This is a genomic window from Arenibaculum sp., assembly GCF_035998295.1.
Lineage (GTDB): Bacteria > Pseudomonadota > Alphaproteobacteria > Azospirillales > Azospirillaceae > DASYHS01.
The window spans coordinates 40,830-57,236 of sequence record NZ_DASYHS010000279.1 but is presented as its reverse complement, the minus strand read 5'-3'; the positions used below and the strand labels follow the sequence as shown (position 1 = coordinate 57,236).

General features: G+C 71.5%; 19 protein-coding genes. 16 read left to right on the top strand and 3 right to left on the bottom strand.

The genetic code is table 11. From position 1 onward, the window contains the following. The first annotated feature begins 128 nt into the window (after positions 1-128). Positions 129-437 carry a DUF1330 domain-containing protein gene (locus tag VGO20_RS26235; RefSeq protein ID WP_327505364.1) on the top strand — a complete coding sequence of 103 codons (309 nt, stop codon included), beginning with the start codon at positions 129-131 and terminating at the stop codon, positions 435-437. Here VGO20_RS26235 and VGO20_RS26230 read toward each other — a convergent pair. Together VGO20_RS26230 and erpA are read right to left on the bottom strand one after the other, a co-directional pair. Beyond that, positions 434-1,219: an exodeoxyribonuclease III gene (locus VGO20_RS26230; protein ID WP_327505363.1), complete on the bottom strand. Its 786-nt coding sequence runs from the start codon at positions 1,217-1,219 to the stop codon at positions 434-436. The two genes, VGO20_RS26235 and VGO20_RS26230, sit on opposite strands and share 4 nt — an antisense overlap. Before the next feature lie 69 nt (positions 1,220-1,288). Then, positions 1,289-1,666: an iron-sulfur cluster insertion protein ErpA gene (gene erpA, locus VGO20_RS26225; protein WP_327505362.1), complete on the bottom strand. Its 378-nt coding sequence runs from the start codon at positions 1,664-1,666 to the stop codon at positions 1,289-1,291. Positions 1,667-1,874: 208 nt separating this feature from the next. Between erpA and argS the strand changes: the two genes are divergently transcribed. From argS to VGO20_RS26155, 14 genes are all read left to right on the top strand, one after another. Then, positions 1,875-3,632, top strand: coding sequence for an arginine--tRNA ligase (gene argS / locus VGO20_RS26220; protein WP_327505391.1), 1,758 nt, complete (start codon positions 1,875-1,877; stop codon positions 3,630-3,632). Next, positions 3,629-4,627 carry an SPOR domain-containing protein gene (locus VGO20_RS26215; protein ID WP_327505361.1) on the top strand — a complete coding sequence of 333 codons (999 nt, stop codon included), beginning with the start codon at positions 3,629-3,631 and terminating at the stop codon, positions 4,625-4,627. The genes argS and VGO20_RS26215 overlap by 4 nt, the downstream gene beginning before the upstream one ends. A gap of 4 nt (positions 4,628-4,631) precedes the next feature. Further along, positions 4,632-5,657 carry a beta-N-acetylhexosaminidase gene (gene nagZ / locus VGO20_RS26210; protein WP_327505360.1) on the top strand — a complete coding sequence of 342 codons (1,026 nt, stop codon included), beginning with the start codon at positions 4,632-4,634 and terminating at the stop codon, positions 5,655-5,657. A 1-nt stretch (position 5,658) separates the two neighbouring features. Further along, positions 5,659-6,345, top strand: coding sequence for a site-2 protease family protein (locus VGO20_RS26205; RefSeq protein ID WP_327505359.1), 687 nt, complete (start codon positions 5,659-5,661; stop codon positions 6,343-6,345). A 35-nt stretch (positions 6,346-6,380) separates the two neighbouring features. Further along, positions 6,381-7,187, top strand: a complete 807-nt coding sequence (locus VGO20_RS26200) for a segregation and condensation protein A (RefSeq protein ID WP_327505358.1) — start codon at positions 6,381-6,383, stop codon at positions 7,185-7,187. Positions 7,188-7,194: 7 nt separating this feature from the next. Next, a complete protein-coding gene (scpB, locus tag VGO20_RS26195; RefSeq protein ID WP_327505357.1) occupies positions 7,195-7,818 on the top strand; it encodes an SMC-Scp complex subunit ScpB in 624 nt (207 codons plus the stop codon). A 116-nt stretch (positions 7,819-7,934) separates the two neighbouring features. Then, positions 7,935-9,173, top strand: a complete 1,239-nt coding sequence (locus tag VGO20_RS26190; protein WP_327505356.1) for an ABC transporter ATP-binding protein — start codon at positions 7,935-7,937, stop codon at positions 9,171-9,173. 118 nt (positions 9,174-9,291) lie between these two features. Beyond that, positions 9,292-9,513: a twin-arginine translocase TatA/TatE family subunit gene (gene tatA / locus VGO20_RS26185; protein ID WP_327505355.1), complete on the top strand. Its 222-nt coding sequence runs from the start codon at positions 9,292-9,294 to the stop codon at positions 9,511-9,513. 60 nt (positions 9,514-9,573) lie between these two features. Next, a complete protein-coding gene (gene tatB / locus VGO20_RS26180) occupies positions 9,574-10,032 on the top strand; it encodes a Sec-independent protein translocase protein TatB (RefSeq protein ID WP_327505354.1) in 459 nt (152 codons plus the stop codon). 5 nt (positions 10,033-10,037) lie between these two features. Further along, complete coding sequence (tatC, locus tag VGO20_RS26175; protein ID WP_414639904.1) at positions 10,038-10,841, top strand: twin-arginine translocase subunit TatC; 804 nt, start codon at positions 10,038-10,040, stop codon at positions 10,839-10,841. 133 nt (positions 10,842-10,974) lie between these two features. Continuing rightward, complete coding sequence (gene serS / locus VGO20_RS26170; RefSeq protein WP_327505352.1) at positions 10,975-12,246, top strand: serine--tRNA ligase; 1,272 nt, start codon at positions 10,975-10,977, stop codon at positions 12,244-12,246. 22 nt (positions 12,247-12,268) lie between these two features. Then, the gene (gene surE / locus VGO20_RS26165; RefSeq protein WP_327505351.1) at positions 12,269-13,021 is read left to right on the top strand and encodes a 5'/3'-nucleotidase SurE; all 753 of its coding nucleotides are present in this window, start codon (positions 12,269-12,271) and stop codon (positions 13,019-13,021) included. Further along, positions 13,018-13,683 carry a protein-L-isoaspartate(D-aspartate) O-methyltransferase gene (locus VGO20_RS26160; protein WP_327505350.1) on the top strand — a complete coding sequence of 222 codons (666 nt, stop codon included), beginning with the start codon at positions 13,018-13,020 and terminating at the stop codon, positions 13,681-13,683. Before surE ends, VGO20_RS26160 begins: the two co-directional genes overlap by 4 nt. After that, the gene (locus VGO20_RS26155; protein ID WP_327505349.1) at positions 13,680-14,975 is read left to right on the top strand and encodes a LysM peptidoglycan-binding domain-containing M23 family metallopeptidase; all 1,296 of its coding nucleotides are present in this window, start codon (positions 13,680-13,682) and stop codon (positions 14,973-14,975) included. Before VGO20_RS26160 ends, VGO20_RS26155 begins: the two co-directional genes overlap by 4 nt. Here the strand turns inward: VGO20_RS26155 and VGO20_RS26150 are convergent. Beyond that, positions 14,932-15,783 carry an ATP-binding protein gene (locus VGO20_RS26150; protein ID WP_327505348.1) on the bottom strand — a complete coding sequence of 284 codons (852 nt, stop codon included), beginning with the start codon at positions 15,781-15,783 and terminating at the stop codon, positions 14,932-14,934. The two genes, VGO20_RS26155 and VGO20_RS26150, sit on opposite strands and share 44 nt — an antisense overlap. A gap of 191 nt (positions 15,784-15,974) precedes the next feature. Between VGO20_RS26150 and yajC the strand changes: the two genes are divergently transcribed. Beyond that, positions 15,975-16,403, top strand: a complete 429-nt coding sequence (gene yajC / locus VGO20_RS26145; protein WP_327505347.1) for a preprotein translocase subunit YajC — start codon at positions 15,975-15,977, stop codon at positions 16,401-16,403. Positions 16,404-16,407: the final 4 nt, after the last annotated feature.

The window sequence follows — 16,407 nt, the reverse complement described above, 5'->3', positions numbered from 1 at the left end:
GTCGCGTCCGATCCGTATTCGCAGGGAGACGGATAGTGACCCGGGACGCGGTACACTGCAACGGCGGCGCTCGCATCGCGCCTGCCGCTTTCGTATGGTGGGCGGGAAACATCGTGGGAGGCCCGCTCATGGCCAAGGGGTATTGGGTCGCGTTCGGCGAGGTGAGCGATCCGGAGGGGTACAAGGCCTATGTCGCGGCGAACGCGAAGGCCTTCGCCAAATACGGCGCGCGCTTCCTGGCGCGCGGCGGTGCCTGCGAGAACCCGGAAGGCAGCGCGCGCCCGCGCGTGGTCGTCATCGAGTTCCCGAGCTACGCCGCGGCGCTCGACTGCTACCGGTCGCCCGAATACGCGGAGGCGATGGCCCTCAGGCAGGGCAAGGCGGTCGTGGACCTGGCGATCGTCGAGGGCTACGACGGCCCGCAGCCCGGAGGTTAAGATACCGGGTCGGCCAGCTCGACGATGACGGGGGTGTGGTCGGACGCCTTCTCCCGGCCACGCGGGCCGCGGTCGATCGTGCAGGAGACGAGCCGGTCGGCGGCGCCGGGCGACAGCAGGAAATGGTCGATGCGCAGCCCGTTGTCGCGCGGCCACGCCCCGGCCTGGTAGTCCCAGAACGTGTAGGCGTGCCGCTCCTGCGGGTGCAGGGCGCGGAACGCCTCGGTCAGGCCGAGATTGAGGAGCTTGCGGAACTGCCGGCGCGTGTCCAGGCGGAACAGCGCGTCCTCCGTCCAGCCGACCGGGTCGTACACGTCTTCCGGCGCGGGGATCACGTTGTAGTCGCCGCCCAGGACGAAGGGGACCTCCTCGGCCAGCAGGGCGCGGGCGCGCTCGTGCAGGCGGTCCATCCAGCGCAGCTTGTAGGGGTATTTCTCGGTGCCGACGGGATTGCCGTTGGGCAGGTAGAGCGAGGCGACGCGCAGGCCGCCGACGGTCGCCTCGACGTAGCGGGCCTGCGGGTCCTCCGGCTCGCCGGGCAGCCGGTCGAGGACGTCGGAGACCGGGAGGGTCGAGAGCAGCGCCACGCCGTTGTAGCTCTTCTGCCCGACGACGGCGGCGTGGTAGCCGAGCTCCTCGAACGCCGCCCTCGGGAAGGCGTCCGTCTCGCACTTGATCTCCTGGAGCAGGACGATCTCGGGCCGCGTCTCGGCTATCCACCCGGTCACGTTGGCGAGGCGCGCCTTGACGGAGTTCACGTTCCAGGTGGCGATTCTGGTCATCGGGCGGTCCGGCAATGAAAAAGGGCCCGCGGCGCGGGCCCTCCTTGATAGATCAGCGTGCGGGCGGGATCAAACGGCGAAGCTGGAACCGCAGCCGCAGGACGAGCTGGCGTTGGGGTTGCGGATCTGGAAGGCGGCGCCCATCAGGTCCTCGACGAAGTCGATCTCGGCCCCGGCCAGCAGGTCGAGGGAGACGTCGTCGACCACGACCTGGACGCCGTCGCGCTCGAACACGTAGTCGTCGTCGTTGCGCAGGTTGTCGAAGCTGAAGCCGTACTGGAAGCCGGAGCAGCCGCCGCCGGACACCGAGATGCGCAGCATCAGCGTCTCGTCCCCCTCCATCCGCCGGAGTGCCGCGACCCGCCGCGCGGCGCTCTCGCTCAGGGAAAGGACGCGTCCCGGAGTGGGGTTCGGGGCCGTGCCCCCCGCCATCGCCGTATCCGCCATGTCCGGCTCCTCGATCACAAAAATGGAACTGTCGCTCTCCCATATGTAGGCTCACCCTCCGGCCCGGTCAAAGGGTTGCGTTGCAGGTTGCAGCGAGGCCGGGCGTCGGGGCTTGCGCTCGGACGCGAATCGGCGCATCTAGCCGCGCGACCGCCGGCCGTGCGACACGAGCGTGCGACGCCGGCCGTACGACATGGACGACGATCGAATGAACCTGTTCAACGCCTTCGCCCAAGACCTCAGCGCCATCCTCGGCGACCTCGCCGAATCCGGGGCCCTTCCGCGAGGCCTGGACGCGGCGAAGGTGACCGTCGAGCCCCCGCGCGAGGCCGCGCACGGCGACCTGTCCACCAACGCGGCCCTCGTGCTCGCCAAGCAGGCCGGGCGCAAGCCGCGCGACATCGCCGAGCTGCTGGCCGCGCGCCTGAAGGAGCACCCGCACGTCGCCTCGGTCGAGATCGCGGGGCCCGGCTTCGTGAACCTGCGGCTGACGGACGCCTACTGGCGCGCGCGCGTCGGCGACATCCTGGCCGCGGGCACCGCCTACGGGGCGAGCACGGTCGGCGCCGGGCGGGGGGTCAACGTCGAATACGTGTCGGCCAACCCCACCGGGCCGCTGCACGCCGCCCATGCCCGGGGTGCCGTGGTCGGCGACGTGCTGGCCAACCTGCTGGAGAAGGCGGGCTACGCGGTCACGCGCGAATACTACATCAACGACGCCGGCGCGCAGGTGCAGACCCTGGCCCGCTCGGCCCATCTGCGCTACCGCGAGGCGCTGGGCGAGGACGTCGGCGAGATCCCGCCGGGAATGTATCCGGGCGAGTACCTGAAGGACGTCGGCGAGGCGCTGGCCCGGCGCGACGGCCGGAAATGGGTGGGCGTTCCCGAGGAGGAATGGTTCCCGGCGGTGCGCGACTTCGCCATCGACGAGATCATGGCCGGCATCCGCGGCGACCTGAAGGCGCTGGGCGTCGGCGAGCAGGTCTTCTCCTCGGAACGCGCGCTGGTCGCGTCGGGGGCGGTCGAGGCCGCGCTCGACGCGCTGGAGCGGCAGGGGCTGGTCTATGTCGGCGTGCTGGAGCCGCCCAAGGGCAAGAAGCCCGAGGAGTGGGAACCGCGCCCGCAGACGCTGTTCCGATCGAGCGAGTTCGGCGACGACGTCGACCGGCCGCTCAAGAAGTCGGACGGGTCCTGGACCTATTTCGCCAACGACATCGCCTATCACTACGACAAGTTCCGCCGCGGCACGCCGCTGCTGGTCGACGTGCTGGGCGCCGACCATGGCGGCTACGTCAAGCGGATGGTGGCCGCGACCCAGGCGGTCACGGCACGCGAGGGCGCGCTCGACGTGCTGCTGTGCCAGCTCGTCCACCTCATGGACAAGGGCCAGCCCGTGAAGATGTCGAAGCGGGCCGGCACCTTCGTCACCCTGCGCGACGTCGTCGACGCGGTCGGGCGCGACGTGATCCGCTTCATCATGCTGACCCGGCGCAGCGACCAGACGCTGGAGTTCGACTACGCCAAAGTGACGGAGCAGTCCAAGGACAACCCCGTCTTCTACGTCCAGTACGCGCATGCGCGCTGCTGCTCGGTGCTGCGCAACGCGGCCGAGGCCGATCCGGCCGCCGACCTCACCGGGCCGGGGCTGGCCGGCGCGCCGCTCGACCGCCTGGCCGAGCCGGACGAGCTGGCGCTGGTCCGCGCGATGGCGAACTGGCCCCGGGTCGTCGAGGGCGCGGCCGAGGCGCACGAGCCGCACCGGATCGCCTTCTACCTCCAGGACCTCGCGGCGGCCTTCCACGCGCTGTGGAACCGCGGCCGCGACGACGCGTCGATGCGCTTCCTGGTCGAGGGCGAGCCCGAGCTGACGCGCGCGCGCCTGGCCCTCGTGAAGGCCGTGGCGCTGGTCATCGCGTCGGGCCTCGAAGTGATGGGCGTCAAGCCGCTGGAGGAGCTGCGGGCATGAACCGGTTCGACGAGTTCGACGGGGACGACCGGCCCGGGCGGCGCGAACCGACCCTGGGGCAGGGGCACGGGCCGGGGCAGGGGCACGACGAGTTCGCGCAGGAGGAGGCCTATGCCGAGGCCCCGATCCCGCGCGACCGGGAGATGCCGCCGCGCCGGGGCTACGAGCGGCCTGTCCGCGGGCACGACCTGCGCCCCGGCCGCCGCCGGCTGCTGGTCCGGGCGGGGGCGGGGGCGATCGTGGTGGTGGCGCTGGTCGCGGTGGTCGGGATGATGAGTTCCGAGCCCGCCACCGACGGGCACGTGCCGCTGATCCAGGCCGACGCGACGCCGGCCAAGATCCGGCCGGAGCAGCCCGGCGGCATGGCCGTGCCGCACCAGGACAAGCTGGTGTTCCAGCGCCTGAGCCCGGGCGGCGACGAGCCCACGGTCGAGCGCCTGCTGCCGCCGCCGGAGGAGCCGCTGCCCCGTCCGGCGCCGCTCCAGCCGGCGGAACCGGCGCCGGCCCAGCTCGCGGCCGAGCCGGAGCCCGTGGAAGCCGCGCCCGAACCGCCGCTCGCGCAAGCGGCACCCGAACCATCGCCATCACCGGCACCGGCCCCGGCACCGGCCGCGGAGCCCGCGCCGGCCGAGGTCGCGGTGCTTCCGCCGGCCCCGCCGCCCGCACCGGTGACGGCGCCCGTGGTCACCCCGGCGCCGGCACCGCCGGTCGCCGCGCCGGCCCAGCCTGCGCCCGCCCAGCCCGCGGCGCTGGGCGACGTCCGCCTGCAGATCGCCTCCGTGCGCAGCGAGGACGTCGCGCGGCAGGAGTTCCAGCGCCTGCAGCGCCGCTTCCCGGCGGAGCTCGGCCCGCTCGGCCTCACGGTCGTGCGCGCGGATCTCGGCGACAAGGGGATCTACTACCGGGTCCATGCCGGCCCCGTCGACGGGCCCCGGGCCGACGCCATCTGCCAGACGCTCAAGGCCCAGAGCGTCGGCTGCCTCGTGATCCGGTAGCCCGGTGGCGTCCGTACCCTCCGCCGCCGTGTTCGGCTGCGCCGGCCCCGAACTGAGCCGGGACGAGCGCGACTTCTTCCGCAGCGTCGACCCGCTGGGCTTCATCCTGTTCCGGCGCAACTGCCGCGACCCCGACCAGGTCCGCGCCCTGGTGGCCGAGATGCGGGCGGCCGTCGGGCGCCCCGACGCGCCGGTCCTGATCGACCAGGAGGGCGGGCGGGTGGCCCGCCTGCGGCCGCCGTCCTGGCCCGCGCATCCGCCGATGCGCCTGATCGGCGACCTGGCGGCCGGCGACCCCGAGGCGGCCGCGGAGGCCGCCTGGATCAATGCCCGCCTGCTGGCCCACCTGCTGCACGGCCTGGGCATCACCGTCAACTGCGCGCCGGTCTGCGACGTGCCGGTCGAAGGCGCGCACGACGTGATCGGCGACCGGGCGTTCGGCACCGACCCGGAGCAGGTGGCGGGGCTTGCGCGCGTCAGTTGCCTCGGTATGCTCGACGGCGGCGTGCTGCCGGTGATCAAGCACCTGCCCGGCCACGGCCGGGCCTTCAGCGACAGCCACCGGGAATTGCCGAACGTCGATGCGCCGCTGGACGCGCTGGCCGCCACCGACTTCGTGCCGTTCGAGGTGCTGGCCGACATGCCGCTCGGCATGGTCGCGCACGTCGTCTACCAGGCGATCGACCCCGACCGGCCGTCCAGCGTCTCGCCGGCGGTGATCGGGACGGTGGTGCGCGGCAGGCTCGGCTTCGACGGGCTGCTGCTGTCCGACGACCTGTCGATGGAGGCGCTGTCGGGGAGCATGGAGGAGCGTGCGCGCGCCGTGCTGGCGGCGGGCTGCGACGTGGTCCTGCACTGCAACGGCGACATGACGGAGATGACGGGGGTGGCGCGCGCGCTGGTTCCGCTGTCGGCGCGCGCCGGCGAGCGCTGGACGCGCGCGGCCGCGATGCTGAAGCCGCCGGGCGCGATCGATCCGGAGGCGTTGCGCGCGCGCCTCGACGCGCTGCTCGGCGCCGGGGACGTGTAGGATGGACGAGACGACGGAATTCCTGATCCGCGCCTCGGCCTGGGTCCTGCCGACGATCCTGGCGATCACGTTCCACGAGGCCGCGCATGGCTGGGCGGCCTCCAAGCTCGGCGACGACACGGCCAAGCGGCTGGGCCGCGTCACCTTCAACCCGATCGCGCATGTCGACCCGTTCGGGACCGTCATCCTGCCGGCGCTGCTGTATTTCACGACCGGGTTCCTGTTCGGCTGGGCGAAGCCGGTGCCGGTGTCGTTCGGGCGACTGAACAAGCCGCGCCGCGACATGGTGCTGGTGGCGCTGGCCGGGCCGGTCACGAACATTCTGCTGGCCTTCGTCAGCGCGTGGCTGATGCGCTGGGCCCATCTGCTGCCGGAACCGCTGGCGCCCTGGGCGGCGACGAGCCTCCAGATCTCGGTCGTCATCAACCTGGTGCTGGCGATCTTCAACATGCTGCCGCTGCCGCCGCTCGACGGCGGGCGGGTCGCGGTCGGCATCCTGCCGAGGCCGCTCGCGATCCCGCTGGCGCGCATGGAGCGCTACGGACTGCTGGTGCTGATCGGGGTGCTGGTGCTGCTGCCGATGATCGGCGGGCAGCTCGGCTACCGCATCGAGATTCTCCCTTGGCTGCTGCGGACTCCGATGGAGTACATTGGCGACCTGATCTTTCGGCTGGCCGGCCACGGCTGAGTGCCGGACGGCCGAGACCACGACCACCGACCCGAATGAGCGCATCGCCCCTGCAACCGGCCGAGAGCTTCGAGGAGGACCCGCCCCGGACGGGCGCCGGCGAGGCGCCCGACGGGCGCCTCGTGCTGGCGCTGGACGGGTTCGAGGGGCCGATCGACCTGCTGCTCGGCCTCGCGCGCGACCAGAAGGTCGACCTCGCCCGGATCTCGATCCTCCAGCTCGCGGACCAGTACCTCGCCTTCATCGCGCAGGCGCGCCGCGTCCGCCTGGAGCTCGCGGCCGACTACCTCGTGATGGCCGCCTGGCTCGCCTACCTGAAGTCGCGCCTGCTGCTGCCCGAACCGGACGAGCAGGAGCCGAGCGGCGAGGAGCTGGCCCAGGCCCTGGCCTTCCAGCTCCAGCGGCTGGAGGCGATGCAGCAGGCGGGCGGGCGGCTGCTGGCGCGCCCGCAGCTCGGCCGGGACGTGTTCGCGCGCGGCGCGCCGGAGGGGATCCGCGTCGTCACCCGCTCCGTGTTCGAGGTCTCGCTCTACGACCTGTTGCGCGCCTATGCCGACCACAAGCGGCGCAAGGAGTTCCGGACCTGGCGGATCCGGCCGCTGGAGCTGTTCTCGATGGAGGACGCCCGCCAGCGGCTGGAGGCGATGCTGGGCAGCCTGCCGGACTGGGCGGACCTGTCGAGCTTCGTTCCCGAAGGGGCGGGCGACGGGCTGGCGAGCCGGTCGGCGCTCGCCGCCACCTTCGCGGCCAGCCTGGAGCTGACCAAGGAGGGGCAGATCGAGCTGCGCCAGGACGGCGTCTTCGCGCCGATCTTCATCCGCAACGCGTCGCGCGCGGAGTGAGGCGGGCATGAGCGAAGCCGGTCCCGACGTGCCCGCCCTTCACGGCCAGCAGCTTCGCCTGCTGGAGGCGCTGCTGTTCGCGGCGGTCGAGCCGCTCGACGAGCGGACGCTGCGGCTGCGGATGGGGGAGGGCGCCGACCTGCCGGCGCTGCTGCGCGAGCTCGCCGGGCTGTACGCCAACCGCGGCATCAACCTCGTCTCGACCGGCGGGCGCTGGTGGTTCCGCACGGCGCCGGACCTGGCGGAACGGCTGCGCGTCGAGGCGGACGTGCAGAAGCGGCTGTCGCGCGCGGCGGTCGAGACGCTCGCGATCGTCGCCTACCACCAGCCCGTCACCCGCACCGAGATCGAGGGCATCCGGGGTGTGGCGACCAGCAAGGGCACGCTCGACCTGCTGATGGAGGCGGGCTGGATCCGGCCGGGCAAGCGCCGGGAGACGCCGGGCCGGCCGCTGACCTGGATCACGACCGACGCCTTCCTCGACCATTTCGGCCTGGACTCGCTTCGCGACCTGCCCGGCGTGGACGAGCTCAAGACCGCCGGGCTGCTCGATCCGCGGCCGGTCCTGGCCGCCGTCGCCGGCGAGGACGTGGCCCAGGGCGATCCGGAGGACGAGGCCGAGGACGACTGACCGGGCGGCGCGGTGCGAATGGGAGTGAGAACCGTTTGCAAAGTGAGCGGGGCCTGCGATAATGCCGCCGGCCCGGACATCCTTCCACGGTCTCCACGGACGCTGGCGGCGGACAGATGGCACTGTTTCACGACGACGACGGATCCCGAGGGCTCGGCAGGTCGCTGCGGTCGCGCGCCACCTCCTGGCTCGCGAAGCCGCGCGCCGTGCACGCCGTGCACGCCGTGCCCGACCGGCGGCCCGACGAGGTCGACGCCCGCGGGCCGGGCGGCCGGGACGCCGCCCCGCTCGAGGCGCTGGCGCTCGTCTCGATCACCCATGCCTACGACCGCAAGACCGCGGTCGACGACGTTTCCATCGACCTCGCCGCGGGGGAGATCCTGTGCCTCGTCGGCCCGTCGGGCTGCGGCAAGTCGACCCTGCTGCGCCTGGCCGCCGGCCTCGAGCCGCTGCAGCGCGGCGCGGTGCGGATCGGCGGCCGCCTCGTCGCCGACGGCATGCGGCAGATGCCGCCGGAGCTGCGCGGCGTCGGGCTGGTGTTCCAGGACTACGCACTGTTCCCGCACCTCTCGGTGCTGGACAACGTCCGCTTCGGGCTGTCCGACCTGCCTGCCGCCCAGCAGCGGGCCCGCGCGACCGAGACGCTGGCCCAGGTCGGCATGGAGGGGTACGCCAACGCCTATCCCCACGCGCTGTCGGGCGGCCAGCAACAGCGCGTGGCGCTGGCCCGGGCGCTGGCGCCGCAGCCCAAGGTGCTGCTGCTGGACGAGCCGTTCTCGGGCCTGGACGCGCGCCTGCGCGAGCAGATCCGCGACGAGACGCTGCACGTCCTGAAGCGCAGCGGCGCGGCGACGCTGCTGGTGACCCACGATCCCGAGGAGGCGATGTTCCTCGGCGACCGCATCGCCTTGATGAACGAAGGCAAGCTGGTCCAGCTCGGCACGCCGGTCGACCTCTACACCAGCCCGGCCGACGCCTTCGCCACGACCTTCTTCGGGGAGGCCAACCGGCTGCAGGGCGTCGTGCGCGGCGGCCGGGTCGCCACGCCGCTCGGCAGCATCGCCTGCGGCTTTAGCGACGGCGACGGCGTCGACGTGCTGGTGCGGCCCGAAGCCTTGCGCCTGTCCATGCTGGGGCAGGGGGCCGCGGAGGTGCCGATCCTGGCGCGGGTCGAGGCGGCGCGCCTGCTCGGCCGGTCGAGCCTCGTCCATCTGCGCGTCCAGGACGGCCGGGGCGGCAGCGTCCACCTCCATTCGCGCATGCCCGGACAGTTCCTCCCGCCCGAGGGCAGCCATGTCTGCGTGGTGCTCGATCACGCCCAGGCCTTCGTTTTCCGGAGAGCCGGCACCATCTGAGAGAATAAGAGGGGGATACCCGGAAGGGGTCCTGCGATCGTTGCGACGGATATGGCTTTCTGCCATTATCCGCGCCGGACGATGGGATCGTCAACGGACCGCGGAGCGGAGTTTTCCTATGAGTATCGGTATTTGGCAGGTCATCCTGATCCTCCTGATCGTCCTGATCATCTTCGGGGCCGGGAAGCTGCCCAGGGTGATGGGAGACGTCGCCAAGGGGGTCAAGAACTTCAAGTCCGGCCTTAAGGAAGAGGACGAGGACACGAAGAAGATCGACGCCGAGGAAGGGCGCACGATCCACCAGACCGTCAACAAGGACGAGACGGCGAAGAGCTCCTGACCCGGGGCCGGTACACCGGGCCGTCACCGGCCGGACAAGCCCGTCGCAGGACGCAATAGAATGCTCGACATCGGCTGGACCGAACTCGCGGTCATCATCGTCGTCGCCCTCATCGTGATCGGTCCCAAGGACCTTCCGATGGTGCTGAAGACGGTGGGCGGCTGGGTCCGCAAGGCGCGGATGCTGACCCGCGAGTTCCAGAGCAGCATCGACGACATGGTCCGCGAGGCGGAACTCGACGAGGTCCGCAAGCAGGCGCTCGAACTGAAGCAGCTGAACGTCGCCAAGCAGATCGAGAAGACGATCGATCCGACGGGCAGCCTGCGCAACGCCTTCGATCCCGAGGATACGGGCTCCAAGGACACGGGCTCGAAGGACACGGCCAAGGCGAACGAGGCTGCGGCGCCGGCGACGGCCGCCGCGCAGGCCGTCCCGGCTCCGGCTCCCGCGCCAGCCCCGGCTCCGCCGGCGGACGCGAAGGCCGAGGCCCCGGAGACCGCCGGCCAGAAGCAGGCTTGACGGACGTGACCCAAGAAGAAGATCTCGAAGACGCCAAGATGCCGCTCCTCGACCATCTGGTCGAGCTGCGGAACCGGCTGATGTACTCGCTGGCCGCGTTGTTCGTCGCGTTCCTGTTCTGCTACTACTTCTCGCAGGACATCTACGCCTTCCTGCTCGAACCGCTCGCCGACATCCTCGGCGAGGGGCGGCGGATGATCTACACCAACCTGACGGAGGCGTTCTTCACCTATGTGAAGGTCGCGTTCTGGGCTGCGTGCTTCCTGTCCTTCCCGGTCATCGCCAGCCAGCTCTGGCTGTTCATCGCCCCCGGCCTGTACCGGCAGGAGAAGAGGGCGTTCCTGCCGTTCCTGGTGGCGACGCCGTTCCTGTTCTTCCTGGGCGGGGCGATGGTCTACTACTTCATCTTCCCGCTCGCCTGGCGGTTCTTCCTGGGCTTCGAGCAGGTGCCCGGCACGTCGGAACTCGCGATCGAGTTCGAAGGCCGCGTCGGCGAGTACCTGTCGCTGGTGATGACGCTGATCTTCGCGTTCGGCATCGCCTTCCAGCTTCCGGTGCTGCTGACGCTGCTGGTCCGCGTCGGGATGGTTTCGGTCGACGCGCTGGCGCGCAAGCGCAAATACGCCGTGGTCATCATCCTGACCGCGGCCGCGGTCCTGACCCCGCCCGACGTCATCAGCCAGGTCGGCCTCGGCATCCCGCTCTACCTGCTGTACGAGGTGTCGATCCTGATCGGCCGGCGGATCGAGAAGGACCGCCTGCGCCGCGAAGCCGCCGAGGCGGCCGAGGAAGGCGCGACCACCGTCTGAAGGCGCCCGGCGGGGGTGATTCTTCTATGCAACACCAGCGCTGCATTCATGCAACGGATGGCGCCGTCCCCCTGGACCCCGGAGGCTGGACCGGACTATAACCAGCCTCCCTCCCGTTGACGGTCCAGGGTCCATGCACGATCTCCGCTTCATCCGCGACAACCCCGGGGAATTCGACCGAGGCCTGGCCCGGAGAGGCCTGGAGCCGCTCTCCGCCGACGTGCTGGCGCTGGATGCGCGCCGCCGCGCCGCGCAGACCTCGATGCAGGAGATGCAGGCCCGCCGGAACGAGGCTTCGAAGGAGATCGGGGCGGCCAAGCGCCAGGGCCAGGGTGCCGCCGGGCTGGTCGCCGAGGTCGCGACCCTGAAGGAGCGCCTGCCCGAGGTCGAGGCCGAGGAGAAGGCGCTGGGGGAACAACTCGAAGCGCTTCTCGCCGGCGTGCCGAACCTCCCGGCCGAGGACGTGCCGGACGGCCCCGACGAGACCGCGAACGTCGAGATCCGGCGCTGGGGCACGCCGCGGGAAAGCGGCCTGCGCGAGCATTTCGACCTCGGCGAGGCGCTCGGCCTGATGGACTTCCAGGCGGCGGCCAAGCTTTCGGGCGCCCGGTTCACGGTGCTGAAGGGGGCGCTGGCGCGGCTGGAACGCGCGCTCGGCGACTTCATGCTCGACATCCACACGGCGGAGTTCGGCTACCAGGAGGTGTCGCCGCCGCTGCTCGTGCGCGACGAGGCGATGTTCGGCACCGCGCAGCTGCCGAAGTTCCGCGACGACCAGTTCCAGGTCTCGTCGGGCCACTGGCTGATCCCGACCGCTGAGGTGCCGCTGACCAACCTGGTCGCGGACGAGATCCTGGACGCCGAGGCCCTGCCGCTGCGCTTCACCGCGCGCACGCCGTGCTTCCGCGCCGAGGCCGGCGCCGCCGGCCGCGACACTCGCGGCATGATCCGGCAGCACCAGTTCTACAAGGTCGAGATGGTGAGCGTCACGGCGCCCGACCAGTCGGCCGCGGAGCACGAGCGCATGACCGAAGCGGCGGAGACGGTGCTCCGACGGCTCGGGCTCGCGTACCGGACGGTGGTCCTGTGCACGGGCGACATGGGGTTCGCGTCGCGCAAGACCTACGACATCGAGGTGTGGCTGCCCGGCCAGGGCGCCTATCGCGAGATATCGAGCTGCTCCAACTGCGGGGATTTCCAGGCGCGCCGCATGAAGGCCCGGTTCCGCGGGCGCGGCGAGAAGGCGACGCAGTTCGTGCATACGCTCAACGGCTCCGGCACGGCCGTCGGCCGCGCGCTGATCGCCGTGATGGAGACCTACCAGGAAGCCGACGGTTCGATCGCCGTGCCCGATGCCCTGCGCCCGTACATGAACGGCATGGAAAGGATCTCGGTCCATGGATGACCGGTCGCCCGACACTTCGGGCATGCGGATTCTGATCACGAACGACGACGGCATCCATGCGCCGGGCCTGCAGGTCCTGGAGAGGATCGCCCGCAGCCTGACCGACGACGTCTGGACCGTGGCGCCCGAGACCGAGCAGTCCGGCGCCAGCCACTCGCTGACCATCCACCGTCCGCTGCGGCTGCGCACGCTCGACGACCGGCGCTTCATCGTCGACGGCACGCCGACGGACTGCGTCCTGCTGGCGCTCAACCACGTCCTGAAGGACCGCCGGCCGGACCTCGTGCTGTCGGGGGTCAACCACGGCAGCAACATAGGCGAGGACGTGACTTATTCCGGCACGATCGCGGCCGCGATGGAGGCGACGCTGCTGGGCTGCCGGGCCGTGGCGCTCAGCCAGCATCTCGACCCGGCCCGGCCGGCCGACTGGCCGACGGCCGAGCACTGGGGGCCGCAGGTGATCCGCAAGACGCTGGCGGTGGACTGGCCGCGCAACGTCCTGATCAACGTGAACTTCCCGGCCGTCGGTCCCGAGGAGGTGAACTGCATCAAGGTCGTCCGGCACGGCAAGAGGAAGATCGGCGACGACCTCCACGAACGCCAGGACCCGCGCGGCCGCACCTATTTCTGGATCGGGACGCTGCGCGGCGATGCCGACGTCCTGCCGGACACCGATGTCGGGGTCATCACAGACAACGGGATCGCGGTGACGCCGCTCGACCTCGACCTGACCCATTACGGGACGCTGGACACGCTGAGGGACGTTCTCCGTTGACCGTCGACGCCCGCAAGATCCGGCTCGTGATGCAGCTTCGGCGGGCCGGGGTGACCGACACCGCGGTCCTGGGCGTCATCGAGCGCATCCCGCGCGAGGCGTTCCTTCCTCCCGCCTTCCTCGACCGCGCCTACGAGGACGTGGCGCTGCCGATCGGCGAGGGCCAGACGATCAGCCAGCCGCTCGTCGTCGCCCAGATGACCCAGGCGCTGGAGCTGAACGACCGCCACAAGGTGCTGGAGATCGGCACCGGGTCGGGCTACCAGGGCGCGGTGCTGTCGCGCCTGTGCCGCCGGGTCTACACCATCGAGCGCCACCGGCCGTTGCTGAGGGAGGCGGAACGGCGGTTCGCCGACCTCAACCTCCACAACGTCACGACGCGGCACGGCGACGGCATGCGCGGGTGGCCGGAGCAGGCGCCCTTCGACAGGATCATCGTGACGGCCGCGGCATCGGGAGACGTGCCGCGGGACCTGGCCGACCAGCTCGCCGTCGGCGGCATCATGGTGATCCCGCTCGCCGCCGACCGGCGGGACCAGAGCGTCTACCGGATCCGCCGCACGGCGGCCGGACTTGAACGGGAGGAGCTGTGGCCGGTACGTTTCGTGCCTTTGCTGCCCGAGGCGGTGCCCGAGCCGCTCGAGCGCGTACGGGTCCAGTGAGAGCGGGTCGGGCGGCCTTCCTGCCCGCCGCGATCGTGCTCGCCGCGGCCGGGTGCGCGTTCGACCGCAGCGGCCCGCCCGCGCCGGTGACCATGAGCGAGCAGGCGGCGTCTCCGAGCGCGGCGGGGGCGGTCACCGTCGCGGCCGGCGATACGCTCTACGAGATCGCGCGCCGCTACAACGTCCCCGTCCGCGAACTGATCGAGATGAACGGCCTCGCGCCGCCCTACGTCCTCCAGGTGGGCCAGCGGCTGGCCCTGCCGACCGCGCGCTACCACACGGTCCAGGGGGGAGACACGCTGTACGCGGTATCCCGCCTCTACCAGGTCGACCTGGCCGAGCTGGCGCGCGCCAACGGGCTGGCGGCCCCCTACCAGATCCGAGTCGGCCAGCAGCTCCGCCTGCCCGGCGCGAACGGCGTCGCCACCGCCACCGCCACGGACCCGGCAACGCCGGCCGGCGCGCCGCTGCCCGGCCGCAAGCCCGGCAGCACCGTCGTGGCCGCAGCACCGGTCGCGCCCGCGCCTCCGGCCGCCCCTCCGGCCTCCCCTGCGGTCGCGGCGCCGCGACCGGGGCAGGGCGCCGTGCTGCCGGCGATCCCGTCGCGGCAGGAACCGCCGCCCGAAACGCTCCCGCCCGCGGCCGTTCCGAACACGGTGCATCCGTCCGCGATCCATCCCTCCGCGGTCCCTCCGGCCGCGGTCGCGCAAACGCCGGTCGTGGTTCCTCCGAAGCCGCCGGCGAGGACGGCCGCGGCCGCGCCTCCCCCCGCGCCGGTGCCCGAACCCGTCCCCAGCCAGCCGGCGAGCCCGCCGCCAAGCCCGCCGTCAAGCCCGCCGCCGGCCGAAGATCCCCCGCCGCGTACTGCGTCCACCTTCGCCTGGCCGCTGCGCGGCGAGATCCTGTCCGATTTCGGTTCGAAGCCGGGTGGGCTCCACAACGACGGCATCAACATCGCCGCCGCGGCAGGCACGCCGGTGACGGCGGCGGAGAGCGGCATCGTCGCCTATGCGGGCAACGAGCTGCGGGGCTTCGGCAACCTGCTGCTGATCCGCCACGCCGACGGCTGGATGACCGCCTATGCCCACCTGCAGCAGATGCAGGTGGAGCGCGGCGCGCGCGTGTCCAGGGGACAGCAGATCGGGACCGTCGGCTCGACCGGCAACGTCACCTCGCCGCAGCTCCATTTCGAGGTGCGCAGGGGCAGCCGCGCGGTGAACCCGCGCGAATGGCTGGCCGACCGGACCGTCAGTCGATCCGGCGCCCCAGGCGGCCGGCGAGATCCTGGATGAACTGCCACGCGACGCGGCCAGAACGGCCGCCGCGGGTCATCGCCCACTCCACCGCCTCGGCCCTGAGCCGTTCCTGCGGGACGTCCAGCCCGAAGCGGCCGGCATAGCCTTCGACCATGTCGAAGAAGGTCGGCTGGTCGCAGTTGTGGAAACCGAGCCACAGCCCGAACCGGTCCGACAGGGAGACCTTCTCCTCGACAGCCTCGCCCGGGTTGATCGCGGTCGAGCGCTCGTTGTCGATCATGTCCCGGGGCATCAGGTGCCGGCGGTTCGACGTGGCGTAGAAGACGACGTTGCGGGGCCGTCCCTCGACGCCGCCCTCGAGCACGGCCTTCAGGCTTTTGTAGGCGCCGTCGTCGTGGTCGAAGGACAGGTCGTCGCAGAACAGGATGAAGCGCCGCGACGAGCCGCGGAGCATGGCCAGCAGGTCCGGCAGGGACGGGATGTCCTCGCGGTGGATCTCCACCAGCGCCAGGGCGCCGCCGCACTCGGCCGAGGCCTCGGCATGGACGGATTTCACGAGCGAGCTCTTGCCCATGCCGCGCGCGCCCCACAGCAGCGCGTTGTTCGCGGGCATGCCGCCCGCGAAGCGCCGGGTGTTGTCGAGCAGGATGTCGCGCTGGCGCTCGATGCCGCGGAGCAGGGCGATGTCGACGCGGTTGACCTCCCTGACCGGGACCAGGCGCCGGTCCTCGGCATGCCAGACGAACGCGTCGGCGCCATCCAGATCGGGCGGGCCCGGCGGGGGCGGGGCGAGCCGCTCCAGGGCCGACGCGATGCGCTCCAGCAGGGCGGATACTTCCGCCAATCCCTCATTGACCGTTTGCACGAGCTTCCAACCTGCTTACTTAGACCGGGTAGCGCGAAAGCTAGCACAGGTCGGGGGCGCATCGCCTCCCCCGGTGGAGGCCCGGCCCGCGGGTTTCATTTGCCATCGTGGCGCGGCCCGCTATAGTCCCGGCGTCCGCGGACACATTTGAGCAAAGAGAGGAGCACCGGATGTTGGTTTCGACGGCCTACGCCCAGGCAGCGGGCGGTGCGCCGGCTGGCGGTTTCGAACTGATGTCGTTCTTGCCGCTGATCCTTATATTCGTGGTGTTCTACTTCCTGCTGATCCGGCCGCAGCAGAGAAAGCTCAAGGAGCACAAGACGATGCTGGACGCGCTGCGGCGCGGCGACCGCGTCGTCACCGGCGGCGGCCTGATCGGGACGGTCACCAAGGTCGCGGACGACGAAGTGACGGTGGAGATCGCCGAAGGCGTGCGCGTGCGCACGGTACGGGGCACCATCTCCAACGTCCTGGCCAAGACCGAGCCGACCAAGGGCTCCCGCGACGACAAGGAGACGGCCGACGCCGCTCCCGCCAAGCCGGAAACCAGCGCGCAGAGCGCCGGGGTCAAGATCGGCAAGATGTTCGGCCGCAAGTAACCCT

Coding starts and splice junctions, on each gene's coding strand:
- VGO20_RS26235 (WP_327505364.1), top strand. CDS start 129: ATGGCCAAGGGGTATTGGGTCGCGTTCGGCGAGGTGAGCGATCCGGAG.
- VGO20_RS26230 (WP_327505363.1), bottom strand. CDS start 1,219: ATGACCAGAATCGCCACCTGGAACGTGAACTCCGTCAAGGCGCGCCTC.
- erpA (WP_327505362.1), bottom strand. CDS start 1,666: ATGGCGGATACGGCGATGGCGGGGGGCACGGCCCCGAACCCCACTCCG.
- argS (WP_327505391.1), top strand. CDS start 1,875: ATGAACCTGTTCAACGCCTTCGCCCAAGACCTCAGCGCCATCCTCGGC.
- VGO20_RS26215 (WP_327505361.1), top strand. CDS start 3,629: ATGAACCGGTTCGACGAGTTCGACGGGGACGACCGGCCCGGGCGGCGC.
- VGO20_RS26205 (WP_327505359.1), top strand. CDS start 5,659: ATGGACGAGACGACGGAATTCCTGATCCGCGCCTCGGCCTGGGTCCTG.
- VGO20_RS26200 (WP_327505358.1), top strand. CDS start 6,381: ATGAGCGCATCGCCCCTGCAACCGGCCGAGAGCTTCGAGGAGGACCCG.
- scpB (WP_327505357.1), top strand. CDS start 7,195: ATGAGCGAAGCCGGTCCCGACGTGCCCGCCCTTCACGGCCAGCAGCTT.
- VGO20_RS26190 (WP_327505356.1), top strand. CDS start 7,935: ATGGCACTGTTTCACGACGACGACGGATCCCGAGGGCTCGGCAGGTCG.
- tatA (WP_327505355.1), top strand. CDS start 9,292: ATGAGTATCGGTATTTGGCAGGTCATCCTGATCCTCCTGATCGTCCTG.
- tatB (WP_327505354.1), top strand. CDS start 9,574: ATGCTCGACATCGGCTGGACCGAACTCGCGGTCATCATCGTCGTCGCC.
- serS (WP_327505352.1), top strand. CDS start 10,975: ATGCACGATCTCCGCTTCATCCGCGACAACCCCGGGGAATTCGACCGA.
- surE (WP_327505351.1), top strand. CDS start 12,269: ATGCGGATTCTGATCACGAACGACGACGGCATCCATGCGCCGGGCCTG.
- yajC (WP_327505347.1), top strand. CDS start 15,975: ATGTTGGTTTCGACGGCCTACGCCCAGGCAGCGGGCGGTGCGCCGGCT.